General features: G+C 35.0%; 14 protein-coding genes. 7 read left to right on the top strand and 7 right to left on the bottom strand.

The window, feature by feature from the left end; all coding sequences use genetic code 11:
- Nucleotides 1-158: 158 nt before the first annotated feature.
- From AAC601_RS09315 to AAC601_RS09300, 4 genes are read left to right on the top strand one after another with little or no spacing between them, the layout of a single operon-like run.
- Nucleotides 159-521 carry a PadR family transcriptional regulator gene (locus AAC601_RS09315; RefSeq protein ID WP_303272111.1) on the top strand — a complete coding sequence of 121 codons (363 nt, stop codon included), beginning with the start codon at nt 159-161 and terminating at the stop codon, nt 519-521.
- Nucleotides 518-1,147, top strand: a complete 630-nt coding sequence (locus AAC601_RS09310; protein ID WP_303268992.1) for a hypothetical protein — start codon at nt 518-520, stop codon at nt 1,145-1,147. The genes AAC601_RS09315 and AAC601_RS09310 overlap by 4 nt, the downstream gene beginning before the upstream one ends.
- The gene (locus tag AAC601_RS09305) at nt 1,144-1,515 is read left to right on the top strand and encodes a hypothetical protein (protein ID WP_303268991.1); all 372 of its coding nucleotides are present in this window, start codon (nt 1,144-1,146) and stop codon (nt 1,513-1,515) included. Before AAC601_RS09310 ends, AAC601_RS09305 begins: the two co-directional genes overlap by 4 nt.
- A gap of 10 nt (nt 1,516-1,525) precedes the next feature.
- Nucleotides 1,526-2,479, top strand: coding sequence for a prolyl oligopeptidase family serine peptidase (locus AAC601_RS09300; RefSeq protein ID WP_303268990.1), 954 nt, complete (start codon nt 1,526-1,528; stop codon nt 2,477-2,479).
- A 37-nt stretch (nt 2,480-2,516) separates the two neighbouring features.
- Here AAC601_RS09300 and AAC601_RS09295 read toward each other — a convergent pair whose 3' ends face one another.
- The 4 genes from AAC601_RS09295 to AAC601_RS09280 form a co-directional block, all read right to left on the bottom strand.
- Entirely contained in the window at nt 2,517-3,221 is a 705-nt protein-coding gene (locus tag AAC601_RS09295) for a class I SAM-dependent methyltransferase (RefSeq protein ID WP_303268989.1), read from the bottom strand.
- Nucleotides 3,222-3,329: 108 nt separating this feature from the next.
- Nucleotides 3,330-4,670 carry a dihydrolipoamide acetyltransferase family protein gene (locus AAC601_RS09290; protein ID WP_303268988.1) on the bottom strand — a complete coding sequence of 447 codons (1,341 nt, stop codon included), beginning with the start codon at nt 4,668-4,670 and terminating at the stop codon, nt 3,330-3,332.
- Between the two features lie 166 nt (nt 4,671-4,836).
- Complete coding sequence (locus AAC601_RS09285) at nt 4,837-6,087, bottom strand: competence/damage-inducible protein A (protein ID WP_303268987.1); 1,251 nt, start codon at nt 6,085-6,087, stop codon at nt 4,837-4,839.
- Nucleotides 6,088-6,104: 17 nt separating this feature from the next.
- Nucleotides 6,105-10,310 carry a S8 family serine peptidase gene (locus AAC601_RS09280; protein ID WP_340153066.1) on the bottom strand — a complete coding sequence of 1,402 codons (4,206 nt, stop codon included), beginning with the start codon at nt 10,308-10,310 and terminating at the stop codon, nt 6,105-6,107.
- A 124-nt stretch (nt 10,311-10,434) separates the two neighbouring features.
- Between AAC601_RS09280 and paaN the strand changes: the two genes are divergently transcribed.
- Together paaN and AAC601_RS09270 are read left to right on the top strand one after the other, a co-directional pair.
- Entirely contained in the window at nt 10,435-12,096 is a 1,662-nt protein-coding gene (paaN, locus tag AAC601_RS09275) for a phenylacetic acid degradation protein PaaN (RefSeq protein WP_340153065.1), read from the top strand.
- Between the two features lie 402 nt (nt 12,097-12,498).
- Nucleotides 12,499-12,936 carry a response regulator gene (locus tag AAC601_RS09270; RefSeq protein WP_340153064.1) on the top strand — a complete coding sequence of 146 codons (438 nt, stop codon included), beginning with the start codon at nt 12,499-12,501 and terminating at the stop codon, nt 12,934-12,936.
- Between the two features lie 149 nt (nt 12,937-13,085).
- Here AAC601_RS09270 and AAC601_RS09265 read toward each other — a convergent pair whose 3' ends face one another.
- Nucleotides 13,086-14,021, bottom strand: coding sequence for a mechanosensitive ion channel family protein (locus tag AAC601_RS09265; RefSeq protein WP_303268980.1), 936 nt, complete (start codon nt 14,019-14,021; stop codon nt 13,086-13,088).
- Nucleotides 14,022-14,105: 84 nt separating this feature from the next.
- On the opposite strand from AAC601_RS09265, the gene AAC601_RS09260 reads away from it, so the two are divergent.
- Entirely contained in the window at nt 14,106-14,879 is a 774-nt protein-coding gene (locus AAC601_RS09260; protein ID WP_303268979.1) for an SOS response-associated peptidase, read from the top strand.
- Nucleotides 14,880-15,009: 130 nt separating this feature from the next.
- Here the strand turns inward: AAC601_RS09260 and AAC601_RS09255 are convergent, their stop codons facing one another.
- Together AAC601_RS09255 and AAC601_RS09250 are read right to left on the bottom strand one after the other, a co-directional pair.
- Nucleotides 15,010-16,890, bottom strand: coding sequence for a DUF3857 domain-containing protein (locus AAC601_RS09255; RefSeq protein ID WP_303268978.1), 1,881 nt, complete (start codon nt 16,888-16,890; stop codon nt 15,010-15,012).
- Complete coding sequence (locus tag AAC601_RS09250; protein WP_303268977.1) at nt 16,890-18,881, bottom strand: hypothetical protein; 1,992 nt, start codon at nt 18,879-18,881, stop codon at nt 16,890-16,892. The genes AAC601_RS09255 and AAC601_RS09250 overlap by 1 nt, the downstream gene beginning before the upstream one ends.
- Nucleotides 18,882-19,185 lie beyond the last annotated feature (304 nt).

Raw genomic sequence — 19,185 nt, 5'->3', positions numbered from 1 at the left:
TTTTAAATATTTTTTCATCATTGATGGTTGGTGATTTTTTCAATCGAATCTATACCATTTTACTAAAATTCATAAGATACTTGATAATACTTCGTAGTCATTCTTAAAGGTCATCTATTAAAATTTATGATCATTTTATTTTGATACATCGTATTATGATGTATATTTGTTCTATGTATTCAAAAGAACTATTAAAAGGCACATTAGGAGTAATCATTTTAAAACTCCTTGAGGACAACGGGAAAATGTATGGCTATGAAATATGCCAAAAAGTGAAAGAAATCTCTGATGGGAAAATCCTAATCAAAGATGGTAGTCTCTATCCTACTCTACATAAATTACTAAAAGATGGTATTCTTACTACAGAGGAAGTGAAGATTGGAAAAAGAGTCAGAAAATATTACACGCTAACCACCAAGGGAAAAACAGAGAAAAAGGAAGTGGTAAAAGAACTGGAAGACTTCATGCAAACACTGAATAAGATTGTATTTCCAAGTAACCAAATTTCTCCTGCCCTATGATAACCGATCAGCAATTTGACTTTATCAGCCAAAAAATAAAGAAAAGTGGCATTTCATCTCCTGAGGTGCAAGAGGACCTTATTGATCATTTTTGTTGTCTGATAGAAATTGAAATGCAAAAAGGGGAAGCTTTTGATGATGCGTATTTAAAGGCCTTTGAACAAACCACTCCAAATGGTTTTGAAGAAATACAAAACGAAACTATTTATTTACTAAACCACAAAAAAATAATTCTTATGAAACAAATCACGTATATCATGGGCTACCTCTTCGCCCTTTCGATCACATTTGGTGCATTTTTCAAAATTTTGCACCTGCCAGGAGCAACCGTCCTGCTTTTTTCAGGATTGATGGGACTTTCCTTCATTTTCCTTCCTCTGATACTTATTAACAAGTTTAAAGACAAGGTACTTAAAGTAATGTCAGAAAAGCTTAAATGGATTTTTGGCACCCTAAGCTTGATGTTACTTTTTGTTGGAGGAACCTTTAAGATTTTACATTTACAAGGAGCTGCAGTTATCTTCGGGCTAGGAATGCTGTCTTTTGGCTTACTATTCCTCCCATTCCTATTCTTTAGAATGTATAAATCAAGTCAAGTAGAAGCTATTAATCACAAGGAAGCATGAAAAAGATAGTTTATATTTTCGCTTGGTTCTTTAGTTTTATATTTGTTGTAGGTTTCCTTTTTAAAATTTTACAACTCCCCTACTCTTTCATTATGCTTTACTTGGGAGGTACCAGTGCGGGTTTGATATGTTTCCCACTTTTATTTTTCTATAAATGGAAAGAAGGAAAATTGACCGAGAAAAGATTCTTAATGCAGTGGATATTTGGTCTAGCTGCTGTGATATTTTTTGTAATTTCTACATGGCTTAGGTTTAGCAGCGATTTTTATGCGAATATCGTAATGGTTATGACTTTTGTATTCTTAGCTTTTGCCTTTCTCCCTCTACTGTTTTACAATATGTATAAGCAATCCTTGAAGGAGGTATAACATTTAAGATATGAGGGACATTTTTTATTCGATTCTGCTTGTTGCAATTTTGCTAGGTTGCAATAGCAGAGAAGAAGAGCTTGACATTAGAAGCCGGTTTGGCAATTTTAACGGAAATAATATCCTACTGAAACCAGTGGATTATTTGAGTGCCCCTATTGCTAAAAAGATTGAACATCATCCCGAATTATTTAATTACCTAAATGATGTGCAAATTTTTTCTATGGCGTACAATAGTGATAGTTTAATGATTTCTGGTTTTATGGTTCAACCTAAAAAACCTGGCAAATATCCTGTCATTATATTTAATAGAGGTGGTAATCAAGAATTAGGTAGACTCTTAATTGCAACAGCAATTGAAATAATGGCTCCCTTTGCATCTGAAGGATTTGTGGTTGTGGCATCAAATTACAGAGGTAATAGCGGTGGTGAAGGTAAAGAGGAATTTGGAGGTATTGATGTTAGAGACAACACAAACCTAATTTCTCATTTGAGTCAAATTGAAAAGGCAGATACAAATCACATTAATTTATTAGGAATAAGCAGAGGCGGAATGATGAATTATCTAACCCTTAAAAATTATAAAGGTGATAAAATAAAATCTGTTGCCACAATAGGAGGAATATCTGATTTAGAAATAACACTCAAACATCATGTTCAAATGGAAGCAGTATATCAGGAATTAATTCCCAACTATAAGTATAAACCAAAGGCGGCTCTACAATCAAGGTCGGCAAATTACTGGGTAGATAAATTACCCGATATCCCTTTCCTTATTTTTCATAGTAAAACTGACGAACATGTTCATTATTCTCAAGCTCTTGCATTAGCTGATAGTTTGCAAAAGCAAGGTAAAAAGGTAAGTCTTCATCTATTTGAAAATGATAGTCATGGTTTAGAAAAAAACCGTGCTGAAGTAATAGACAAAATTAAGAAAATTTTCGTTGAGGCTTCAGAAATGTAAAACCGATCGAAATATTGATTACAATTCACGATGAAGATTATTGCCGAATAAAAACCATACAATGCTGCCACGGGAGATTATCAATGTTTTTCTTTAATATAAATCCGGCTGCCTTAAATTCCTTCACCGCTTGTTTTTCGCTCATTTTATGTAGTCGCTTAATTGGTACGCTATCATCTTCCGACCTATATTCTATAAGGTATATTTTGCCTTTTGGTTTTAATGATTTCTTAATGGAAGCTATCATCTCGATCGGGAAACTAAATTCATGATAGACATCTACCATTAAAACTTTGTCAACAGTATTGCTAGGCAGATTAACACTCTTTTCTGTTCCCTTTATTAATTCAATATTGTCTATTCCCATTTCTTCCTTCTTCTCATTGATTGCCGCTAACATTTCTGGCTGAATATCAACTGCATATATTGTTTTCGCTACAGGAGCCATTTTGAAAACATGATAACCCGATCCCGCACCAATATCAGCAATGACTTCTTGCTCTTGAATGTCCATGTTCTTTAGAAGTCTGCTTGTATTTTCCTCTTTCTCTCTTTCATCTCGCTCCAACCAGTTTATCCCTTGATAACCCATCACATGAGCTATTTCCCTGCCCATATACCATTTTCCAGTCCCAAATCGATCACCAGATTTAAAAGTATAGTTTTTACGATCTCGATCACTTTGAGCATGACAACTAATTGTAAATGTTAATAGCAAGAGAAACAGAGACAGGCTTTTCATAGACAGAATATTTATGTTTATTTAAAAACTACCTTTCATTCAAAAATGTTATGGCACAAAAAAAGGGACCGTACATAGTCCCTTTTTTCCTTTAATAACTTTTAAATTCTATAAATCTTTTTTGGCATCCCACTTTTCAAGATAGTCAGCTACTCTTCTCACTACCATTCCGCCAAGAGAACCGTCCACTACACGGTGGTCATAGGAATGCGATAAGAACATTTTATGTCTAATTGCTATCACATCTCCCTCAGGTGTTTCCAGAACAGCAGGCTTTTTAACAATTGCACCTAAAGCTAAGATACCCACTTGTGGCTGCATGATGATTGGCGTACCCATCACGTTTCCGAAAGAACCAACATTGGAGATGGTAAATGTTCCACCTTCCAATTCTTCAGCTTTCAATTTGCCATCACGGGCCCTTCTAGCTAAATCATTGACTTTATTAGCCAAACCTCTAATGTTCAATTGATCCGCATCTTTAATCACCGGAACAATCAAATTACCACTTGGAAGCGCTACTGCCATTCCAATATTGATATGCTTCTTTTTGATTATTCTATCTCCATCAACCTGAACATTAATCATTGGATAGTCTTTTATCGCCTTTACGACTGCTTCAATAAAAATTGGAGTGAAAGTCAAGTTCCCATTTTCCTGCTCTTTGAATGAATTCTTATGTTTATTTCTCCATTGCACAACGCTAGTCATATCTGCTTCAACAAATGATGTCACATGTGGAGAAATACGCTTAGAATCCACCATTCTACCGGCAATCATCTTACGCATTCTGTCCATTTCGATGATTTCATCATCGCTAGAAATACTAACTGGAACCCCTTTAGGAGCAGGTTGTGCAGCAGGCTGCGCACTTGAAGCTGCTGGTGCAGGGCTTGGTTGACTTGCTGCTTTTGCAGGAGCCTCTTCTCGATTTTCTAAATAAGACAAAATGTCTTTTTTAGTCACTCTACCATCTTTTCCAGTTCCGGAAATAGACTCCAGTTCAGCCATTTCAATATTTTCTTCTTTGGCAATATTCCTTACCAAAGGAGAATAGAATCTACCTGACTCTGATCGAGCTGCAATATCATGTCCATTATTGCCCGAAGATGAAGAAAGACTAGTGTCGGCAGTTGCAGTAGCAGGAGCCGGGCTTTCAAGATTTGCTGAATCTACTCCAGAAACATCTTTATCGGAAGCACCTCCACCTTCAGTTTCGATGATCGCTATTGGTTTACCTACTCCCACAACATCTCCTTCTTGAACTAGTATTTGTTTAAGAACACCTGCTTCTAGGGCAGGAACTTCAGTATCTACCTTATCAGTAGCCACTTCTAATACTGATTCATCTTCTTCAATAGTCTCACCCTCTTTTTTCAACCAGGTAAGCACTGTTGCTTCCATTATACTTTCACCCATCTTGGGCATTACCATTTCTACAGTTGCCATGAAATAATTAGTCGTTTATTGAAATCAAAAACTTTTTTAATATCACTGATTTTTAGAAGGAACGATTTCCTTCCATTATATGACGTTTTTTATTTAATTGGTTCAATTTCCATAGTTTAACCAAATCAAATTTGTACAAAATTAACATTTATAAACTTTTTCTCAATTATTTTAAGCTTAAAGTTTGTCGAACCAAATTTAATAATGAATTAGAAGTCATCTCTATATTACCTGCTCTATCAAACTGAAAATGATACAATTTAGTTTGGGTATTCTGTCCATCTGCCAAAGCAACCCATACAGTACCTACTGGTTTCTCTTCTGAGCCCCCTCCTGGCCCTGCAACTCCACTGGTTGAAATCCCTATATCGGCACCAAAAATTTCACGTACTCTTTCCGCCATTTCTATCACGGTTTGTTCGCTTACTGCACCATGCTTCTCAATAGTTTCTGTTTTAATGCCTAGGACATTAATCTTCAAATCATTATGATACGGATTTATACCTCCTCTGTAATAAGTGGAACTTCCAGCATTAGCTGTTATCAAGTGCGCAATCTGCCCACCGGTACAACTTTCTGCTACCGCAATAGTCTTATTTTGCTGTAATAATAATTCTCCAACTTTACCCGCTAAATTACTGTCATCGGTTCCGTAAATATATTTACCTACCAATTGATATAATTTATTGACTTCTTCTTCAATGAGATCTTGCAGATGCTGCTCATCTTGACCTGAAGCAGTTAATCGCATCTTGACCTGTTTTAAACCAGGCAGATACGCCAATTTTATTTCTTTAGGAAGATTATTCTCCCAATCCTCCAATTTCTCCGCTAATATGCTTTCAGGGATACCAACCGTCTTTACCATTTTATGAATTAAAACAGGTGTCTGATACATATCCTTGAACCGTGGCAAGATAGTATCCTCCATCATATACTTCATTTCACTTGGGACACCAGGCATAGATATAAATACCTTACCATCTTTTTCAAACCACATCCCTGGAGCAGTGCCATACTTATTTTCAATCGGTTTACATTTTTCAGGTAATTCTGCTTGTCCTTTATTTAATTCATTGAGTTCTCTGCCCCTTTTAACAAATCGCTCCCTTAAGTCTTCTAAAATGTCTTCATGAAGCTTCATTCCAGAATCAAAATACTCGGCTAAAAGTGGTTTTGTTAAATCGTCTTTTGTAGGACCTAGCCCACCCGTAATAATAATAATGTCAGCATTTACTTCAGCTTCTTTAAATGCTTTCATGATGGCTTCCCTGCTGTCAGCTACAGTTACTTTTCTATGAACTCGAATTCCCAACTTATCTAATTCAGCACTAATATAATGGGAGTTAGTATCTAAGGTTTGACCGTAGAGTATTTCATCTCCTATAGAAATAAGTTCAGCGTATATATCTTTCATAAATTACAATATCCTATTTAACGATTTATAACAAATAAAAACGAGGCTTCTTGTTTACCTCTTCTAATAATCAAATAATAGGGGCCTTGTTTTAATTCCGACACATCAATTATTTCAGTTTGTAGAAGTGGTAACTCATTTTTTGACCTCATCACTTCTTTTCCTTTGGCATCGACTACACTATACGAATCAAATTTGAATTGATCTTTTCCACTTAAGTGAACCAATTTGTCGGCTGGATTGGGGTAAATTGAAAAGTATGACTTCAACTCATTTTTATTTCCTAGTAACGGATCATTGAAAACCACTAGCTGCTTTTTGTTAGATTGTTCACATCCTAATGTATCGGTTACCGATAATTGAATATCGAAGACACCTGCAGCTGAGAATTGATGGCTAACTTCCGAACTCTGACTGACCAACTGATTGTCTATTTTCCAATTCCACGATGCCGCAGATTCTGACAGAGCTTCTAATTCAATCTCATTTTCAAAAGCCAAATTGATAGTATCACTTGATAAATTGAATTCAGCGGTTAATTCGCTAACGAAAATAGGGACCTCAACCATTTCAGAAGGATGGATATTTTTAACATTAATTGCAAACACAGTCATATTTTCATTTACGGACTCTAAATTGACTTCTGGCCCCTTGCCAATAAAATTAGACATTGCCTCATCTTCAAAATAATAAACTTCGTCAGTATTTAAGGCGGATAAAATCACGCTTTCACTTTGGCATAAAAAGTAGTTTTCAAATTCAGGATTTGAACTAGCCGAAGTTTGAAATGAAACAGAATCTACACACATAGATTCAGAAATTGCAAATAACTTTAACGGACCCTCTTTTAACTTAAGCAAATCAAAATATATTTCACTGTTTGTACCCAAAGTATCTTCATTTATCATCCAAACCAACTGATCTGCTAATTCACTGTTACTTTTAGCAATTCCAAGCAGCTTTTCATTTTCTGAAGACATATCTAAGCTAACTTCCATTTGCGCATTGATGGAAATTACTGATACCTCAAGCTTCACTACCTTTGAAGGATAGTCACCTAGCTCATTACGTAAATATAAAATCTGGTCATTTACAATATTCTCAAGCACCAATTCGGGTCCTTTATAGATTTGATTTTGCAAGAGGCTATCAGTATAAACCGTTATTTCATCAATATTTGGGTCATGAACTGTAAGATCATCGTTCATACATATATCTAAATTGCTAATCTGTGGCTTTAATGCCCTTTGAAAAACTTCAAAAGATTTCATTAATGTATCCTTACAACCAATACTATTAGTAATGATTAATTCCGCTGTATACATCCCTACGGAATCAAACACTATATTCGGATTTTGCTTGCTAGAACTGAAACCATTACTAAAGCTCCATTGCCAGTTAATGGCATCTTCACTTTGATCGGTAAATTTAAAGCTATTAGTTTCTTCAGCCTCCATCAATATCGGTTCGCTTGGTAAAGAAAAAGAAGCCGAAGGTCTGTTGATGGATACAACTATCCGTTTTCTTGTACTCGGAATTCCCATGGAGTCTCTCTCTACTACAAAAAAAGTAGTATCATTTGATATGGAGCCTATTTCAAATTCAGTTCCTGAATAAAGTACGGTGTCAATAGTGGCAGAAGCATAAACATCATATTCCTTATTCTCAGCTGCACTTAAAATAGGACTATCATCTTCACATATGAGTATCTGTTGACCAAAAGGAGGTAATGTGTAGCTTAATGAATCCTTTTCTTTTGCTTTTTGTACCAACGCTTTTAAGGCATTCAAATTCTCCGCTCTCATAATAGCAAAAGAAACCATTTGGGAGCTACCAGCACTGAATCCCGCAAGACAAATTCCGTGCAAACTACCAATGTTATTCCCACCTGATAAACTACCAGCACTTTGTTTTGAAAACGAATTCAATAATGCGTTTCTCACAACATCTTGTGTAAGACTATCATTTTGTAAATCACTGTCATGACCGTTTTCATTTCCCAAATCAAAAGCGTAAAAAACAGAATCTTGGCCTGTCAATAAGCTTAGTCCAACATACTCGTTTTCCGAATCGTCAAATGCATAAGATAGTTGTAATGCGCTATCATATTTTATGGAATTATTTAGTTTCTCTCCGATGGCATAGTCATTGAACAAGGCAAAGTATAAAGAATCATAGTTGCTTCCGCTCCTATTTTCTAATTTATATTGTTGAATTAAAAATTCATCTTCATCATTCCAGGCCAAAAGTCTTTGTTCAATGTAAATATCTAACGGATTAGTATTTTCATTATCTTCTGTAAAAATGCTTCTAACATCAAAATCAGCTGTCACATCATCATAGCGCTTTAATGATTGAAAACTTTCGAAATCATCAAGGTACTGAAATGAATTAGAGTTAAAAAGAGTATTTCTCCTTAGACTATCCTCACCTGCATAAATGATAAGTCCCATGTGATCAATAATTCTTTTTCCATTATAACTCACAGCATAGTTTTCAAACGGGGTTTCTTTGCTTCTGCCTAGGTTTCCCGTTGCGGTAAATCCAAAGTTCCATTTTTGAAACTGAAACAGACGAATTGTAGGACTGCTTTGTATTTGAAAAGATTGATAGTCTTCGTAAAATTGACCATTAAATAAAACCCGAAAATTTAATGCTGTATTTTCAGGTAAATCTTCTGCAAGCACAACCCTAAATCTATTTTCTTGATTTGCAATCTTTTCAGAAGTATTCAATTCGGTAATGGTATATTTGTCTTGTAATAAAGTGACATAGGGACTAGAAGTAGTTATTGACACTTCTACATTCTCCGTTGACGATAAAAAATTGGTAAATTCCAATGTTATATCTAAAGTATCACCAAAATAAGCCGCTTCCTCTAAACCATTGGTATAAGTAACATCACTAATCCTAATTGATGGTTGATCAAAATCAGCTAAAGACTTGAATATATTTAACCGTCCTTTTCCAAATTTATACTGGAAATCGCTATTATTTCCAACATTATAAATATCATCACTATTTACCCTCAATTGCTCCATTACTTGCTGCGCACTCCATTCAGGAAATACTGCTCTTAGCAATGCTGCAGCGCCTGCAACCATGGGAGCTGCATAGGAAGATCCACTATCATTATCGTAGGTATCATTATTTTCTGTGGTATAGATTCCTACACCAGGAGCGACCAAATCAATAAAGTCACTATAAGTTGCATTAGCATTTCGACTATCATCGGAATTAACATATCCAACGGAAAGCACATTATCGTAAGAAGCAGGAAAAAAATCTAGCTCAGCATTAGTATTTCCTGCTGCCGCAACCACTACCACATCTTTTTCTAAAACAGCGTAATTAATGATATCTTGAGCAAATTGAGAATATCTTCCAGTATTCCCCCATGAAAGATTAATAATATCACATCCCTGATCAGCTGCATAGATAATAGCTTCATAACTATTCCGAGAAAAATTATCCTCCGTCTTAAATATCTTGATTGGCATATACTTTGTATTAAAGCCGATTCCTGCAATTCCTGTGTTATTGTCAGTAGCGGCTGCAGCGATTCCAGCTACGCCTGTTCCATGAGTACTGCCATCAGCTTCTGGAGCATTATCATTATCTGCGAAATCCCAACCGAAATAATTATCAACATACCCATCACCATCGTTATCTAGCCCGTCAATTGGGTCTGCTGAATTTAAAAATAAATTAGCTTCCAAATCTTCATGGTCCAGGTCCGTTCCAGTATCTATTATTCCAATTACTACTTCATCATCACCTTGAGTAACATTCCACGCATCGTACACATTTATTTGATCTAAGTGAAACTGCAGCTTTCCGAATTGCGCCTCTGGGTCATTAGGTACGTAGAGTGGTTTTACATTTGGATATTGCTCAACATACTCGATATTGTCAAAACTCTTCAAATAATTGATATATATTTCTTCTGGTATATTTTCGCCTATCTCTATCTTGTATAAATTATTCAAGCGACTGGTATTTACAGATCTTTGACTGCTAGTAGTTGGAGCATCAAAGCCTGTAATTTTTAATACCTTTTCATCTCTTCTTAAATTTTCAAGGCTTAATAATTTTGATGCCTGAGTTCTAGCAATTGCTCCTTCTTCCTTCAATTTCACTACCAAAAGCCCAGGCACAAATTCCTGAGAGAAACTTTGATGAAAAATGAAAAAACTCATTAGTAGCGATAAAATGTACTTCATAGGCTGATTTTTGGTTCTGATTTTCTAAAAAACTTTTCCGTCTGAAGAAAAGCATTTTCTTGCTTCAAATCTTAAATGTATATTTAGGCTTCGAGAATTAAACACAAATTTAAAAATATTATCCATGAGTTTATACGAAAAGCACAAAGACACTTTAAAAAAGGCTATAGATGCTGTTCATGACCGATCTTTTTATGCTCAATATCCAGAGCATCCTTCTCCCAAGATATACGGGGAAACGGCTGATAAAGATGGTCAAGATAAATTTAAAGCAAGTTTGGACAAAAAATTTGAAGACTTACTGCAAACTGATCCTGAGGCCTGGATTGGGCAAGAAGAATCTCCATATTTACAAAAGCCTTTAGGGATTTTGTATCCATCTTTCAGTGCCGATACTTTGATAAACAGAAGTAAAAAAGCATGGACGCAATGGAGAAATACTTCTATTGATGACAGGGCAGCGATTTTAGTTGAGAGCTTAGATCGATTTAAGGAACGCTTCTTTGAAAATGCTTACGCAACTATGCATACCACTGGACAAGGATATATGATGGCTTTTCAAGCCTCTGGTCCGCATGCTGCTGACCGTGCGATGGAAGCTGTAGCCTTTGGCTATGATGAATTGAAGAGATTCCCAGAAAAGAAGTTTTGGGATAAGCCAATGGGAAAGTTTAATGTTCAATTAAATAAAAGTTGGAAACCAATGCCAAAAGGACTCAGCATGGTAGTAGGTTGCAGTACCTTTCCTACTTGGAATTCAGTACCAGGCTTATATGCGTCTTTAATCACTGGCAACCCTTGTATAGTCAAACCACATCCGGGTGCTATTTTACCAATGGCAATTGTAGTTTCTGAAATTCAAAAAGTATTAAAGGAAAACGGGATTGATCCAAATGTTTGTCAATTAGCCCCTGATACCTATGATAAAATGATCACTAAGGACTTAGCGGAAAATAAAGCCATCAAATTAATTGACTATACCGGAAGTGCTACATTTGGTAATTACTTGGAAGGTCTGGACGGAAAAACTGTTTTCACTGAAAAAACCGGTGTCAATTCAGTTATACTGGATTCAGCAGAAAATATAGATAAGGTAGCTCAAAATCTAGCATTTTCTGTTTGTCTTTATTCTGGTCAGATGTGTACATGTCCACAAAACTTCTTTATACCAGAAGATGGTATCAATACTCCTGATGGGAAAGTAAGTTTTGAAGATTTTGCTGAAAAATTAGTAGCTAGCATCAACGGACTCGTAGATAATCCGAAGGCAGGCCCATTTGTTTTAGGAGCTATTCAAAATCCAAATACTTTAAGTCACACTGAAGAAGCTAAAAAATTAGGTGGAAAAGTATGGTTAGAAAGTAGAAGTATTGCTAATCCAATGTTTGAAAAAGCAAGAACTGCTACACCAATTGTAGTTGAAATGAATGCATCAGATGAAGATAAATTCACTAAGGAGCTATTTGGCCCAGTAGTACTACTAATTAAAACAAAGGATACTAATCAATCAGTGGATTTAGCTTCCAGTTTAGCAGAAAACCATGGAGCCATATCGTGCGCTGCTTACACTACAGATGAAAATACCAAAAACCTGATTATGGATAAAATGGGAATGGCAGCTACATCTGTTAGTTTTAACTTAACAGGAGCTATTCATGTTAATCAAAATGCTGGATTTTCTGATTTCCATGTAACCGGTGGTAACCCCGCTGGAAATGCTTCCTTAACTAATCCGGAATATCTAATCAAAAGATTTACTTGGGTTGGGTTTAGAGAACCTGCATAAGTCTATTCAAATTTTCATTACGGTAAAACCTGAGCTGAATGGCTTGGGTTTTTTTTGTACTTAAGCTAAAAAAACACCTCATGAAATTTTAGCAGAAATTAAAATAATCATATTTAAGTAGATCAGGTATAAGCACTTTACTGTAAACACTTAAATTCAATATGGTGATTCACCTAAAAAAATAGGGCTTATCAGCCAGCAAACAAATATTTCATCACTAAACATGTGCTTCATCGGAAATCTCAATTATCTCGTCAATCTAAAAATCAAACCCATCGAAAACGAGCATCTTCATATAAGATAATTCGATATAACCCTTTATCATTGCGTAATCATCATCATTCATCTATTTTTTTATCGCTAGCAACATCAATAATCCTATACTCTTTAAACAAAAAACTGATGAAAGCACTTAATATTTTACAAGTAGAAGACAATGAGATTGATGTTCTGATAACTCAAGAAACTCTAGAGGATAGTTGGTTTGTAAACAAATTAGATTCCGTGAGCACTGCAGAAGAGGCAATTTTATACCTTAATAGAAAACCTCCGTTTCAGTCGGTAGAAACACCCGACTTAATCCTGCTAGACATAAATTTACCTGTTAGCAATGGTTTTACAGTTCTCCTAGAAGTTAAAACTAATCCCAAATTGTCAAATACAAAAGTTATAATTTTATCATCATCCACCAGTCGCTTAGATAAGGAATTTGCCATGAAAAATGGTGCTGATGATTTTTTTGAAAAGCCTCTTGAGATTGATTTGTTAAAAGCACTTATTCTAAATTGGAAAGGAAATTCTAAATTCAAAAATGGTGCTGTATCTGAAGCCCCACAATGATCAAGTCTGTTTATTTGAAAATCGCACACTTTAACTCAGATCAATAGATAGCAGAACCATTTGACTTTAAGTGCAAGCTAAACCTCTATTAGAATCGAGATTGTAAAGTTCAGAATAGTAAATGGAAACCAAAACCCCTTAACTTATACTTACTTACTACCTAAACCACGCGAAGAACCTATGTTCATTTCAGATAGCTTCTCACCACCTTTAATACCGAAATCAAGCGTTCTGATGGGAAATGGTATGGTAATATCATTTTTATCGAATGCTTCCTTGATAGCCATAATGGCTTTTGATCTCATTTCTAAATAACTTGGGTTAATAGGATACTCTATCCAGAATTTGATTTCAAAATTTATAGAACTGCTACCAAACTCAGCATAAGTGAAAATCATCTCGTCCTTTCTTATTACGTCTTCCAAATTATCTAAAGTGCTTAAAACTAAATCTTTTACCTTTTTTAAATTATCTCCATAAGATACCCCTACTGCCAAATCAATTCTTCGTTGCTTTAAAACTGAATAATTAGTGATAGGATTAGACAACACATCTTTATTAGGAACATAAACTTCCTGACCCTGAAAAGTCCGAATAACAGTTACTCTCAAGTTCGTTCTACTTACCTCCCCCATCAAATCTCCAAGCTGAATGACATCATCAATTAAAAAAGGCTTCCTAAAGGCTAAAATAACTCCTGAAACAAAATTTGCAGCTATATCTTGAAACGCAAAACCTAATGCTAAGCCCACTACTCCAACGCCAGCCAAAAGAGAGGTCACGGCCTTGTCCAAATTCAAAATATCTAAAATAATGAACAAGCCTATTCCCAGCATTGCATAATAAATAATAGTAGCAAATAGGTTTTCAAGAGCCTTATTATCAGACGACTTCTGAAATATTTTAATGAAGACTTTCCGTGAAAATTTTGCGATGACTAAAAAGAGGATTAAAAGAATCACGGATAATAACATATTGGGAATCATATCAACCAATATATCCATCCACGAATCAATTTTGGATGTTACAACTTGTAAGGGTTCACTTAATTCAGTTTTTACAGAATCTATTTTATTATTTTGCATTTTGGAAGGCTAGTATCTTTATGATATAAGTGATAAGTTCTAAATAAATTCTACAAAACCAAAATATTTTCTTATCATTAACCCATGTGCTATGATGTTGCTTATTTCACACAAAAGAAACAGAAATATAAGAAAAGGCATCCTGATAAGGATTTGAGCGCCTTGGAATCATTGTTTGACGAAAACGGAAACCCAGTTAAACCAATGTTTCACATCACGGGCTTCGATCATCCTAAACTGCCAGTGATCACAAATCTCAACCCAGATCAATTTGCATTGTTCGAATGGGGATTAATTCCTTTTTGGGCCAATGACAGGGAACAAGCAAATGAAATTCATAATAAAACCATTAATGCCCGTGGTGAAACCATGTTTGATAAGCCATCATTTAGAAAAGCATCAACAGACAGAAGATGCATAATTATGATTGACGGATTTTTTGAACACCAACATAAAAAAAAGCAACAGCTGCCGTACTATATTAGCTTGAAAGATAATTCACCTATTAGTTTAGCTGGAATTTGGGAAGAATGGGAAAATCCTGATAGTGGAAATACAATTTCCACTATCAGTGTGGTAACAACTAAGGCAAATCCTCTGATGGCAAAAATTCACAATAACCCAAAATTAAAAGAGCCACGAATGCCTTTGATTCTCCCCAGAGAGCTAGAAACTGAATGGTTGACAGATATCAATGATAAAGTAAGTGAAGAACAAGTAAAAGCTTTGATTCAACCCTTTGACGAAAACCTTATGCAAGCGTGGTCTGTGAAACCAGTAAGAGGAAAGAAAATTAAAACCCAAACAAAAGATATTATCGCCAAGCATGAGTATGGAGAGCAACTGGGGTTGTTTTAAAAATGACTTATTAAACTAACTTTTATAGATTATAGTTTTATGACTCTATTTTCATCAAAACAGTTGCAAAGCATATAGGGTAGATTTTCATTTAAGAAAGAAATAAGAAATGCAATGCTAAGTAATAGATTTAAGTCTTATTCAGCAAAACGAACTTCTCCTGATCGGCACTTCTTACTTTTTGTATAAAGTCTTTAAATTCCTCATACTTCTCAACGGGATATTCCCCATCCACCATCTTGAATTTCCTTACAAAAATTATTTCCTGTCCCTCTTTCTTTAATTCCCTGAAATATTCACCATATTCTGAATTCAATTCCAGCCTTGTTAAATCTTTTTCCAAAATATGAAATTGATCCATTTGATACCGAATAGTATCATATTGAGTATAACCATAGGTCACTTTAATAGCTGTTTCCCTATCCTTATTTGGTAAATTCGGTAAATAACTATCCAAATATCTCCCGGGAGATATAAACTTTCGATCTCCCATATTTACAAACTCAGAATTAGAAGTGAATTCTACCCTGTAGCCCGCTTCCGGGATCGGGTTATCCGTTAATGCAAGCAAGTTTGAATTTCCTATCTTTTGTCCTCCCCACTCGTGATGTTTTCTTAACCATTTTTTAAATTCATTGGAATCTTTCCAATATAATCGGTCAAAATCATGATTTTCAATTTGCATACCCTTATAATTCCTTTCAAAGGCAATAGAAGTTTCCTCAGCATCTGTCATATCCACTTTTACATAGGTAAACTGAGCATTAACATCCGGAGAATACTTCTTAGTACTTATCAATTTACCTCCTTCGGGAGTTATCATTAGCGCATTTCGATTGCTGGTAAAAGTGCCCGTATAACCAAATGGATTGGTTTGAGAAGTACACTCTAAAAAAATGGTGTCTTTTTCCATTGGAACCGTCACAATCGCATGATTAAAATGAGCATTTGGAAAATCCTCCTTTACTTCATTCTGATATTTTCCAGCTCTTATGAGAGTATAAAAACTGTAAACCTCATATCGCTCCAATAAGGCTTGTGTATAATTAGACAATGCTTTACAGTCACCATATTTCTTTTCATGTACAAAAGAAGCTTCGAAGGGCTGCCACCCCCCGATTCCTAATTGAATACTCACATATCTCGTATTATTTTGAAGATAATCATAAACTAACCTGATCTTATCCATGTCAGTGTTTGCATTCTTAATTCGGCCATCCAAATCAGATAGATCTAAATTTGAAATATCATCTCTTCCTTCATTTAATTTTGCCATCCATTTACCGAAGGATTCCCATGAAGACATATCGCCCTTCACTCCATCCATTTCAAAATTCTTAGGTGCTGTATATAGTATAGGGGTATAATCCTCTAAACTATAATTATAATACTCAAATTCAAAAGTCGATAAATTTTCTACTGTCCATTTATAAATATTTGCTTTGCCGTCTTTGCTTATTTTGGGTTCCGCTAATTGATACATTTTATATTGAATTCCGTTGCCCGAATAATCTTCAACTGTAAAAGAAGCACTTTTCACTTCCATATTTTCTTCCTGCTGCGGACGCCAGATGGGGTAATGCAATGAACCTGATTTATGCAATTCATAGGATACTTTCAGGATATAAGGATAACTGCTAAGTTTAGGTTCAAAGTATTTCAATCTGCTATCAGATGCAGTATTACTTAAACCAACTCCATAATCTTCAAAATCCTTTAGCTTTATTTTTTCAATCTGCTTGCCATCTAAACTATGAATAGATACCTCGGCATTTTTAATTTCGGTAAAATCATCATAAAAAATAGCAATCTCCTTTGCCCTCCCTGCATATTTATTTCGAATGATAGCTACATATTCATTTCGAATTACTGCTTCTTTTTGACTTTTGATTACAAAAACAGTTTGGTCCTTGAGCACAGTTGAATTTATTTTCACGCCGGATCCGGATTCTGCCATCGCTGAAAAGCTCACAGAAATAAGTAATACGGCAACTATTATTGAAAACTTCATTATTTCTTTAAAACAATTAGTTCGGAATGTTTCTTCTCTATCATTTCATAAAACTGCTTTAGCTGAGGATATTCCTGCGTTGAAAAATCTGTTTTAGCAATCGAGATATCACTTCTTAAATTAATTGTATTACCTTTTTGACTAATTTGATAGATAAATTTTCCGCCATTTTCCGGCAACTTGACTAGTGCACTCTCAGGTAATTCCGCAGTATAGCCTTCTGGAATAGTAAAGATCGTATATAATTTATAATTCTGCTGATAGGCAAAATCAATAGGTGAAAACCTACTTTCCTTTTTAAATGGATTTTCATTGATTGTACCATTAGTAGGGATTTCGACATAAATTATATCCGAGCTTTCATTGGTTTTGTGAACTTCGTACTTCATATCTACAGGTCTTGTAAGATCTAATTCAGATATTTCTACATTTGCTAATTGTCCAGTTTGACTACTGGCAATAATATCTTCTTTATATTTATCAACAGTGATTTCGTCAATTTTTTTGATCGTTTCAAGGGCTGCATAACCTTCATCTCTCCTACTCACATGGCTAACTATGGAATCAAGTGTTATTTCAGTTTTCACCATGGTTGTGTGATTGTATATCGAGTTTTGCTTTAGCTCAACCCAATTCCCTCCGCCTTCCGATACCAGCCAACCTTTACCGTTCCTACATTTCAACGGTAGCTGGCCAAATGGTAATTCACTAGCAACGTCACAGAAATAGCCCTTTCCATCTACTTTCACAAAAGCAATTACGTAATTAAAATCACTGTATGACGGGTATACAGGATGCACAATTCCATGACCTCTTGTACTCAAAATAATTGGATATGCTTCTATTTCCTTTTCTCGAAGTGCTGCAATAAAGCTGAGATTAATATCTGCTACGTTTCCTTTCTTATTGTCGTAAGCAGTTTTGCCTGCATCCCCACTTAGGAATGCATTTTTTTCATCCCAATCAAAATGATTTTGTAAATGGTCATATATTTCAATGGCATTCTGGGTTGAACTCTGACTGCTAACTTCAAAATCCCTTATAAATCTGCCTTTCTTCAATTTTTCACCGAAGGAATAACTTTTGATTAACTCTGCATTAAATTTAGGATAATTTCCAGCCACAACATTTACCGGGCTACGGGGAAAATTAGTAGAAACTAATTGGAATTCAAGCCGGCTGGGCACACTTCCCTTATTGTTCATAAACGGCTCGTCTTCAAGTGGCATAATATTTTTTGCTACCAACCTAGAAATTCTATCGGTCGAGGATATTTTGCCGCTACCTCTATCTATTTTACCATCAGTTCCCAAGTTAGACCAGCTGATAGTATAATCCCTTCTCATATTCTCTACTTTGGAATCTGCAAATACTACATTACCTAATTGAGAATTTTGATAATTAAACCATTCCGGAATGCTATACCTGAAATCACTGAAAGCTACTGGAATATCTTCTTGAAACTGCCAAGTATGTAAATTATTCAGATAATCAGATGTTTTAATATAGCTATATTCGACAATGGAACCAGATTTAATGTTGGGAATTGCAAAACTGTACTCTACCCAGTTCTCATTAATTCTCTTTTTATAAATATCCCTTCGGCTTAATTTGCTTTCTTCTATCTTCCCACCCACCAAATTATGAGAGTAGGCCTTAATTGCTCCAATATCTTCTTTAGATCCTCCTTTTTCTGGTTCATAGGCTCTGATTTTAATATTACCTGCATCATCGGCCTCGGTAATATCAAAGATTTTTTTTCTTACACCAACTTCTATTCTATATTGCCAGCCGGCATCTTGATCATATTGAAATTTCAAATCTCCATATTCAGCAATAATCATAGCTTTCGCATCAGGATAAAAACTGCAAGAATCAATAGCCATGTCTGCTTTATCTACCTTTCCTATTTTAAAAGGATACTTTTGGCTCAATATAGTTACAGGAAATAAAACTAGAAGGACTAGGACTAAGACGTAATTATTTTGCATACAATTGTTTTTTTAAACTTCTAAAGTACGTGAGTTTTTCAAAAATCAAAAATTGATAATGAAATTTTTATATAAATGTAAGGTCAGCTATATATAAATATGATTGGCATCATTATTTTCTGAAAGGATATTTCTTGAAATGTGTCACTGCCTATGAACAAATCGAATATTGGGTTTTGGAAAAAGTAGAGCAAAAGGATGATATCTTGTTGATTAAAGACAGGAAGTCAAATAATTACTTTACTCAAGGTGATACTTTAATTTTGTTGAAATGTACAAAAAAGCTGCCTCATTGATGTAATGA

Origin of the sequence: uncultured Marivirga sp., assembly GCF_963974845.1 — a bacterium.
Lineage (GTDB): Bacteria > Bacteroidota > Bacteroidia > Cytophagales > Cyclobacteriaceae > Marivirga > Marivirga harenae.
The sequence above is the reverse complement of the archived record's forward strand: the minus strand, read 5'-3'. Positions and strand labels throughout refer to the sequence as shown.

What these genes read in the sequence shown, in the direction of transcription:
- AAC601_RS09315 (WP_303272111.1), top strand. Translation starts at nt 159, where the DNA reads ATGTATATTTGTTCTATGTATTCAAAAGAACTATTAAAAGGCACATTA.
- AAC601_RS09310 (WP_303268992.1), top strand. Translation starts at nt 518, where the DNA reads ATGATAACCGATCAGCAATTTGACTTTATCAGCCAAAAAATAAAGAAA.
- AAC601_RS09305 (WP_303268991.1), top strand. Translation starts at nt 1,144, where the DNA reads ATGAAAAAGATAGTTTATATTTTCGCTTGGTTCTTTAGTTTTATATTT.
- AAC601_RS09300 (WP_303268990.1), top strand. Translation starts at nt 1,526, where the DNA reads ATGAGGGACATTTTTTATTCGATTCTGCTTGTTGCAATTTTGCTAGGT.
- AAC601_RS09295 (WP_303268989.1), bottom strand. Translation starts at nt 3,221, where the DNA reads ATGAAAAGCCTGTCTCTGTTTCTCTTGCTATTAACATTTACAATTAGT.
- AAC601_RS09290 (WP_303268988.1), bottom strand. Translation starts at nt 4,670, where the DNA reads ATGGCAACTGTAGAAATGGTAATGCCCAAGATGGGTGAAAGTATAATG.
- AAC601_RS09285 (WP_303268987.1), bottom strand. Translation starts at nt 6,087, where the DNA reads ATGAAAGATATATACGCTGAACTTATTTCTATAGGAGATGAAATACTC.
- AAC601_RS09280 (WP_340153066.1), bottom strand. Translation starts at nt 10,310, where the DNA reads ATGAAGTACATTTTATCGCTACTAATGAGTTTTTTCATTTTTCATCAA.
- paaN (WP_340153065.1), top strand. Translation starts at nt 10,435, where the DNA reads ATGAGTTTATACGAAAAGCACAAAGACACTTTAAAAAAGGCTATAGAT.
- AAC601_RS09270 (WP_340153064.1), top strand. Translation starts at nt 12,499, where the DNA reads ATGAAAGCACTTAATATTTTACAAGTAGAAGACAATGAGATTGATGTT.
- AAC601_RS09265 (WP_303268980.1), bottom strand. Translation starts at nt 14,021, where the DNA reads ATGCAAAATAATAAAATAGATTCTGTAAAAACTGAATTAAGTGAACCC.
- AAC601_RS09260 (WP_303268979.1), top strand. Translation starts at nt 14,106, where the DNA reads ATGTGCTATGATGTTGCTTATTTCACACAAAAGAAACAGAAATATAAG.
- AAC601_RS09255 (WP_303268978.1), bottom strand. Translation starts at nt 16,890, where the DNA reads ATGAAGTTTTCAATAATAGTTGCCGTATTACTTATTTCTGTGAGCTTT.
- AAC601_RS09250 (WP_303268977.1), bottom strand. Translation starts at nt 18,881, where the DNA reads ATGCAAAATAATTACGTCTTAGTCCTAGTCCTTCTAGTTTTATTTCCT.